Raw genomic sequence first — 7,515 nt, 5'->3', positions numbered from 1 at the left:
GCGGAGCATCGTGACGAACTTCTCGTCGGTCCCCGGGGTCGCGGCCCGCGCCATCGGCAGACCGAGCTTCGCGGCGGTCTTCGCGGCCTCGGTGTCGAGGTCGTAGATGACCTCCATGTGGTCGCTGACGAACCCGATCGGCACGACGGCCACGCCCGGCTGCCCCTCGGACGCGAGCACCTCGAGGTGGTCGTTCACGTCCGGCTCCAGCCACGGCACCTGCGGCGGGCCGGATCGCGAGCAGTAGACCAGGTCCGTACGCCGAGGCTGTCCGGTCCGGCGCTCCAGCTCAGCGGTGATCGAAGCGGCGACGTCGTTGTGCCAGTCGAGGTACCCATTACCGTCCGGGCCGCTGGTGGCGTTCATCGCGGTCGGGATCGAGTGCGTCACGTACGCGATCGCACTACCCTCGGGCAGCCGCTCCAACGCCGCGGCGGTCGACTCCACGAAGGCTCCGACGAAGCCGGGGTGGTTCGCGTAGTGCCGGAGCTTGTCGATCCGCGGCGCGTCCGGGACCTGCCGGGCGGCGTCCTCCAGGTTCTCCCGGTACTGGCGGCAGCCGGAGTACGACGGATATGCGGACGTGACGATCACCACGGCCCGGCGGACACCGTCGGCGGCCATCTCGCGCATCGTGTCGGTCAGGTACGGCGCCCAGTTGCGGTTGCCCCAGTAAATCGGCAGCTCCAGGCCGATCTCGCCGAACGACTCCCGCAGCGCCTGCAGCAGGGCCCGGTTCTGGTCGTTGATCGGGCTCTTGCCGCCGAACGCGTAGTAGTGCTCGCCGACCTCCTTCAGCCGCTCGTCCGGGATCCCGCGGCCGCGGGTCACGTTCTGCAGGAACGGCAGCACGTCCTCGGGCTTCTCGGGCCCACCGAAGGACAGCAGCAGGACGGCGTCGTACGGGGGTGCAACTGGCGACATATTCCAAGCTTCTCAGACGCGGATGACCTAAGCTGCTCCCGGTCTCTCATGCTCAAGCCTTATATCCATCTCATGCGCCGCCCCGGCGCCGGTGCCTTCTTCACGGCCGGCATCCTCGGGCGGATGCCGATCTCGATGATCGGCCTCGGAATCGTCATCCTGATCGCCCGCGAGAGCGGCTCGTACGGCCTGGCCGGCGCGGTGTCCGGTGTGGCCGTGATCGCCGGTGCGCTGACCGGACCGATCCAGGGCCGGCTGGTCGACCGGTTCGGTCAGCGCGGGCTGATCCTGATCGGATCGGTCGCCTGTACGGTCGGCCTCGCCGGGCTGCTCGTCGCCGTCCGTGCCGGTGCCGCCACCTGGGTGCTGTACGTCCTGTCTTTTGTTGCCGGGGGCACCCGTCCTCAGGTCGGGTCGTTCGTCCGGGCGCGCTGGACGCACCTGCTCGGCCGCGGACGTGCGCTGCAGACCGCGTTCGCGCTCGAGGCGGTCGGTGACGAGGTCGTCTTCATCGTCGGCCCGGTCCTGGTCACCACGCTCGCCACCCAGGCCAGCCCGTACGCCGCCTTGTCCGCCGCCGGTGTACTGGGGCTGGCCGGCGGCATCTGGCTGGCGATGCTGCGCGCGTCCGATCCGCCCGGCCGCGGCAAGTCGAACGGCGCCGAGCAGGCACCGCTGCCGTGGCTGTCGATCATGCTGCTCAGCCTGATCGGGCTCGGCCTCGGCGCGACCCTCGGTGGCGCCGAGGTGATCACGGTCGCGTTCACGACCGAGAAGGGCAAGGCCGGGCTGGCCGGTGTCGTACTGGCGATCTGGGCGTTCGGCAGTCTGCTGGCCGGTCTCTGGTACGGCTCGGTGCACTGGCGCGCCCCGGTCGAACGGCGGCTGCTGCTCGGCACGATCGCCCTGGCGATCACGCTGTCGCCACTCCCCTGGGTCAACAGCATCCCGCTGCTCGGCGTCGTGCTGTTCTGCTGCGGGATGACGATCGCGCCGACGATGGTCGCGGTCACCGCCTGCGTCGAGGAGTGGGTGCCGCCGGAGCGGCTGACCGAGGCGATCACCTGGACCGTCACCGGGATCCTGCTCGGCGTCGCGCCGGGCAACGCGGCCGCCGGGCACGCGGTCGACGTCTGGGGTCCGTCAAACGCGTACTGGGTGCCGTTCGGTGTCGGCATCGCGTGCGCGATCGTCGCGGCGGTGTCGATCACGTTCGCCCGGCCGAAGGAACGGTTCGCCCACAACTAGGTTCTAGGCTTGCCTCTCCTGTTACGGGAGGTGTTTGGGTGATGGGCATGGACCACTCGATCGGCGAGCTCGCCCGGATCGCCGGCGTCTCGGTGAAGGCCGTGCGGCACTACTCGGACCTCGGTCTGCTCCCGTCCTCGCGGACGTCGGCGGGCCACCGGAGGTTCGACGAGACCGCTGTCGCGCGGCTGCGGCTGATCCGGACGCTGCGTGCGCTGGACCTCGACCTGCCGACGATCAGCGCGGTGCTCCGGCAGGAGCGCTCGCTCGCCGAGGTCGCCGCCACCCACGCGGACGCCGTCGCGATCCAGCTCCGCACGCTGCTCCGGCAGCACGCGCTGCTGACGGTCCTCACCCACCACCCATTGGAGGACGTACATCTCATGACCGAGCAGTCCGAGCAGGACCGGCGCGCGCTGATCGCGGATTTCCTCGAGGCGACGCTGCAGGGCATCGACCCCGCCATCCACCGCAACCTCACGCCCGTGCTCCCGGAGAACGCCACCCCCGAGCAGGTGTCCGCCTGGCTCGAGGTCACCGCGCTGATCACCGACGAGAGCTTCCGTTCCGCGATCCGCCGGCTCTCGAGCGGGTACCAGGCGCTCGCCGGCGACCACCCGCTGCGCGCCGACCCGGAGTACCGCAGCAGCCTGATCGCGCTGCGCCGGACCGTCGATCCGCGCTGGGACCGCTACATCGAGCTGGTTGCCGTGATCAACGGCTGGACGCCACCGTTACGGATTGCGGGGTAACGGGTTGCGGGGCAACGGTGCGTTCCAGCCGCGGCGGATCGCGAGCAGCCGGATCGCGAAACAGGTCAGCGCGGCGACAATCGGCACCCACACAGCGTGGTACTCGAGCGCCGACGCGATCACCACGATGCCGGCGCCGAGCAGGGCGGGCGTGGCGTAGATCTCGGACCGCAGTACGACGGGCACGCGGCCGCTGAGCACGTCCCGGAGTACGCCGCCGCCGATGCCGGACAGGGTGCCGAGGAGCGCGGCCGAGATCGGCGACAGGCCGAACTGGATCGCCTTCAACGCACCGGTCACGCAGAAGAGCGCGAGGCCGGCGGCGTCGAAGAGGTTCACCAGGCGTTCCAGGCGGCCGATGCCGGGATGCAGGAAGAACGTCAGCAGTCCGGCCACGATCGGGACGACGAGGTACCGCCAGTCCCGGAGGGCGGCGGGCGGGGTCTGGCCGATCAGGACGTCCCGGATGAAGCCGCCGCCGAGCCCGGTGACAAGCGCCAGTACCTGGATGCCGAACACGTCCAGCTTCTTGCGTACGCCGACCAGCGCGCCGGTGATCCCGAACACGAAGATCCCGACCAGGTCGAGCACCTGCAGCACCACGGATCCACTCACAGGCGCACGCTAAACCACGAGCGCCGCGGTTCCCGCCCTTCTATCGTTTGTGGACATGAGCCGCGCCCCCGACGTCGACTACTCCGCCACCTCCGCCCGCCCTGGCTGGGACACGCTCCCGGCTGCCCTCCAGGAGTCCCTCGCCGATGCGCTCGGCACCCGGATCACCGCGGTCTCCACCCCCGTCACCTCCGGCTTCACCGGCGGCTTCGCCGCCCGCGCCGAACTCGCCGACGGCCGCCACGTCTTCATCAAGGCGGCCCCCGAAGGCCAGCACGCCTACCAGGCGTACCAACGCGAGGCGGAGGTCGTCCCCCAACTCCCTCCCATCATTCAAGCCCCCGCAATCATCACCACCGCTGCCGGCGGACAGTGGTTTGCGGTTGTTTCTGAGTGGGTGGAGGGGCGGATGCCTGGTGCGCCCTGGACGGTCGGGGACTTCGAGTTGGTGACTGCGGCTTGTGAGCGGACAGCGGCTGCGATGCGGCCGAGTCCGCTGGGTGAGCTCGATCCGTTCGCGGTGCTCGTCGAGGATGACGTGGTGGTACCGGCGCGGATCCTGGCGGGTGAGCTGGAGATGCCCAGCGGTTTGCAGGCGTGGGTGCCGGGGATCTTGCCGGAGCTGAGCGAACTGCTGCAGCTCGTACCGGAGGCGTTGGTCGGTGATACCGCCACGCACTCGGACCTGCGACCGGACAACCTGCTCATCGACGGCAAGGGCGTCTGCTGGACGCTCGACTGGAACTGGCTGACACTCGGCCCGCGCTGGGTGGACTGGGTCGGGCTCCTGCCGGGCGCGCAGTACCAGGGCATCGACACGTTCGCGGCCCTCGCCCGCAGCCCGCTCACGGCCGGCGTACCGGACGACCACCTGGACTGCCTGATCGCGGCGATCGCGGCGTACATGATGAAGAACCTCCACGCCCCGCCGCCGCCCGGCTGCACCCCGGCGCTCCGCGAGCACCAGCGGCTGTCCGCGTGGACGTTCCTCGACTGGCTGGCCGTCCGGCGTCGGTGGCATACCGTAGACGTATGACCAAGGCGCCCACCAGCAGGTTCAAGGTCGAAGTGCTCGACGGCGACCGTACGTCGCGGCGTGAGGACGTCGTCAGCACCGAGGAGCCGCTGGAGCTGCGGCTGGAATGGCCGGGTCGCCCGCCCGAGCCGCTGGTGGTCACGATGCGGACGCCGGGCTCCGACTTCGAACTGGCCGCCGGGTTCTGCCTCGGCGAGGGGTTCGCGGTCCGTCCGGACGCGATCCGGACCGTTGCCTACTGCACCGATGTCACGCTGACCCGGGAGCAGCAGTTCAACACGGTCACGGTCAGCTTCGACGGTCCACCGGACCGCGAACCACCGCAGCGGTACGGCGTCACGTCGGCCGCCTGCGGGGTGTGCGGTCAGCAGAGCCTGGACGAGCTCGCGGAACGCCAGTACGACCCGGTCGACCCGGTCGAGGTGCCGCTGGACGTCGTACGGCGGCTGCCCGACCTGCTCCGGGACGCGCAGCCGATGTTCAGCCGGACCGGCGGGCTGCACGCGGCGGGTCTATTCACCACTGACGGCCGCAAGGTCGTGGTGAAGGAGGACATCGGCCGGCACAACGCCGTCGACAAGGTGGTCGGCTGGACCGTCCTGAACCAGCACAGCCGCAAGGGCCTGGTGCTCGCGGTCAGCGGCCGCGCCGGGTACGAGATCGTCCAGAAGGCGGTCGCGGCCGGCCTCGGCATGATCGTCGCGGTCGGCGCCCCGTCCAGCCTGGCCGTCGACCTGGCCCGCCAGTTCGGCATCACGCTGGCCGGCTTCGCCCGCGGCGAGCGGTGCGTCGTCTACTCGGCGCCGGAGCGGATCATCCGTCCAGCGTGATGAACGTCGCCTTCGGGACGTACTCGTAGCGGTCCGGCATGCAGGTCAGGATGATCACCTGGCCGTGGTCGCCGGCCCGGCCGAGCAGCGCGCCCATGTCGCGCAGCCGGGCCTTGTCGGACCAGCCGAGCGCGTCGTCGAAGATCACCGGCACGCTGCCCTCGCCGGTGCTGACCAGGTGGCTGATCGCCAGCCGGGTGATGATCGCCAGCTGTTCCTGAGCGCCCGTCGACAGGGCCTCGACGTGCAGCCGTACGCCGTCCAGCTCGCGCTCCGCGACGGCCAGGTCGTCGTCCAGCCAGACCCGGAACGACGGCCCGTACACGCTCCGCCCCAACGCCTCGATCCGGCTCTGCAACGGTTCGGAGTACTTCGTCTGCGCGGCGGCCCGGTGCCGGCTCAGGGTCTCGTACACGCGGAGCGCCGCATCGGCCCGGCGTTGCAGGCTCTCGTACTCGGTGCGTACGGCGGCCAGCTCCAGCTCGGCCATGTCACGCCGCGTCGCCAGCCCGTCGCGGCCGGACTGCTCCAGCCGGCCTTCCGTCGTACGCAGGGCATCCCGCAGCCGGTCGCGCTCGTCCTGCAGGCGCTTCGCGACATCGAGTGCCGCGGCCAGCTCGTCGGCGACCTGGTCGGCGCCGGCCGCGTCCGCCTGCTCCTGGACTGCGGTCAGCTCCTCCAGGACTGCCTCGACCTCGGCCGTCGCCTCCGCTTCCGCAGTACCGACCGCCTCGTCGTCGAGGATCGCGCGGGCCGACTCGAGGGACTCGAGCGCGGCGGCCAGACGTTCCGCGGCCAGCTCCGAACGGGCGCGTGCGTTCTGCGCCTCCGACCGGTCCTCGTCCGCCGCTTTCCGCGCCTGCGCCGCGGCGAACTCCGCATCCGCCAGCAGCCGCTCCGACTCACCCAAGCTGTCCCGGGCGGCCTCCAACGCACGCTGCGCACCGGCGAGGTCGTCCGGCTCCGGCTCGGGCACCTCGAAGTCGTCGAACAGCGTGTCGTGCGGTGACGCGAACTCCTCGAACAGCGACATCTGCCCCGGCACGCCCTCCACCGCCGGCTGCTTTCCACCGCTCTCGGACGCACCGGACTCGTCGGCCTCGCCGACACCGAGCCGCGCGGTCAGCAAGGCGATCCGCTCCCCCGGATCCCCGCCGGAGGTCAGCGCCTTTTCGGTCCGGCGCGCCTCGTGCAGCTCGGCCGCGGCCGTGTCCGCCTTCCGCAGCAGCTCCCGCGCGGCCGCGACGTCCTTGACGCCGGCCTTCTTCAGCAGGTCCTTCTCCCGCCGTACGGCGTCGTCGACCCGCGAGCGCAGCGTTGCCGCCTCGCCACCGGCCCGGACGGTCACCTCGACCTGTCCCGGTACGCCGACCACCAGCTCGCCGGACACCAGCAGCTCGGCCGATTCGTCGAAGCCGAGGTCCGCCGGTACGTCGCCCTCCAGGCCGGTCCCGGACAGCTCGACCGGGTCGGGGCCGAGCCGCCGTACGGTCACCTCGGGGACGCCGGCCGCGAGCGCGGCGCGGGCCTCGACGACCGCCGCCCGGGCGTCCTCGAGCGCGGCCACCAGCGCGTCGTCGACCTTGATCCGGTCCAGGATCGTGCCGGCCGCGGCGATCCGCGCGCGGACGTCGACCAGCTCGGTCTGCTGCCCGAGCAGCCGGTCCAGCTCGGCCCGGTCCATCAGCTCCGAGACCCGGCGCTCGGCCGCCTGGACCTCGGTACGCCGTACGTCCTTGAGCTCCACGACCTCCGCGAGCGCGGCCTCGGCGGCCTGCACCAGCTCGGCGGCGGTCTTCGCGACCAGCTCCGCGTCGGCCCGGCGGGCGGCGTGCTCGGCGTCGAACTTGGTGAACCGCTCGACCTCGTCGAGCAGCCGCTCGCGCTCCAGCCGGGTGCGGGTGTGGTTCTCCAGCCGGGCCCGGGCGGTCTCGGCGCGGGACCTGACCGAGTCACGGCGGAGCAGGATCTCGTCGGTCGCCTGCTTGCGGATCCGCAGCGCCTCGACGCCGGCCAGGTGGTCGGCCAGCCGGCTCGACACGTCGTCGAGGTCGAGGTTCAGCCGTTCGGCGCGGCGAATGTCCGACTGCACCTCGTCCATCGCCTGCAA

General features: G+C 71.3%; 7 protein-coding genes. 4 read left to right on the top strand and 3 right to left on the bottom strand.

The genetic code is table 11. The features are described from left to right. Positions 1-924 (bottom strand): ferrochelatase (locus tag VFF46_RS36630; RefSeq protein WP_325041858.1); only part of this gene is annotated, 924 nt, incomplete at its 3' end. Positions 925-996: 72 nt separating this feature from the next. Between VFF46_RS36630 and VFF46_RS36625 the strand changes: the two genes are divergently transcribed. Together VFF46_RS36625 and VFF46_RS36620 are read left to right on the top strand one after the other, a co-directional pair. Further along, positions 997-2,172: an MFS transporter gene (locus tag VFF46_RS36625; protein ID WP_325041857.1), complete on the top strand. Its 1,176-nt coding sequence runs from the start codon at positions 997-999 to the stop codon at positions 2,170-2,172. A gap of 47 nt (positions 2,173-2,219) precedes the next feature. Beyond that, positions 2,220-2,924, top strand: a complete 705-nt coding sequence (locus tag VFF46_RS36620; RefSeq protein ID WP_325041856.1) for a MerR family transcriptional regulator — start codon at positions 2,220-2,222, stop codon at positions 2,922-2,924. Here VFF46_RS36620 and VFF46_RS36615 read toward each other — a convergent pair. Beyond that, positions 2,907-3,539, bottom strand: coding sequence for a trimeric intracellular cation channel family protein (locus VFF46_RS36615; protein ID WP_325041855.1), 633 nt, complete (start codon positions 3,537-3,539; stop codon positions 2,907-2,909). The two genes, VFF46_RS36620 and VFF46_RS36615, sit on opposite strands and share 18 nt — an antisense overlap. 55 nt (positions 3,540-3,594) lie before the next feature. Between VFF46_RS36615 and VFF46_RS36610 the strand changes: the two genes are divergently transcribed. Both VFF46_RS36610 and fdhD read left to right on the top strand, forming a co-directional pair. Next, a complete protein-coding gene (locus VFF46_RS36610) occupies positions 3,595-4,575 on the top strand; it encodes a phosphotransferase family protein (RefSeq protein ID WP_325041854.1) in 981 nt (326 codons plus the stop codon). Continuing rightward, positions 4,572-5,405: a formate dehydrogenase accessory sulfurtransferase FdhD gene (gene fdhD, locus VFF46_RS36605; protein WP_325041853.1), complete on the top strand. Its 834-nt coding sequence runs from the start codon at positions 4,572-4,574 to the stop codon at positions 5,403-5,405. The genes VFF46_RS36610 and fdhD overlap by 4 nt, the downstream gene beginning before the upstream one ends. Here the strand turns inward: fdhD and VFF46_RS36600 are convergent. Beyond that, positions 5,389-7,515 (bottom strand): DNA repair ATPase (locus VFF46_RS36600; RefSeq protein WP_325041852.1); only part of this gene is annotated, 2,127 nt, incomplete at its 5' end. The two genes, fdhD and VFF46_RS36600, sit on opposite strands and share 17 nt — an antisense overlap.

It is taken from the genome of Kribbella sp. (assembly GCF_035655035.1).
GTDB lineage: Bacteria > Actinomycetota > Actinomycetes > Propionibacteriales > Kribbellaceae > Kribbella.
This window is presented reverse-complemented; position numbering and strand designations above follow the sequence as displayed.

What these genes read in the sequence shown, in the direction of transcription:
- VFF46_RS36625 (WP_325041857.1), top strand. Translation starts at nt 997, where the DNA reads ATGCGCCGCCCCGGCGCCGGTGCCTTCTTCACGGCCGGCATCCTCGGG.
- VFF46_RS36620 (WP_325041856.1), top strand. Translation starts at nt 2,220, where the DNA reads ATGGACCACTCGATCGGCGAGCTCGCCCGGATCGCCGGCGTCTCGGTG.
- fdhD (WP_325041853.1), top strand. Translation starts at nt 4,572, where the DNA reads ATGACCAAGGCGCCCACCAGCAGGTTCAAGGTCGAAGTGCTCGACGGC.
- VFF46_RS36610 (WP_325041854.1), top strand. Translation starts at nt 3,595, where the DNA reads ATGAGCCGCGCCCCCGACGTCGACTACTCCGCCACCTCCGCCCGCCCT.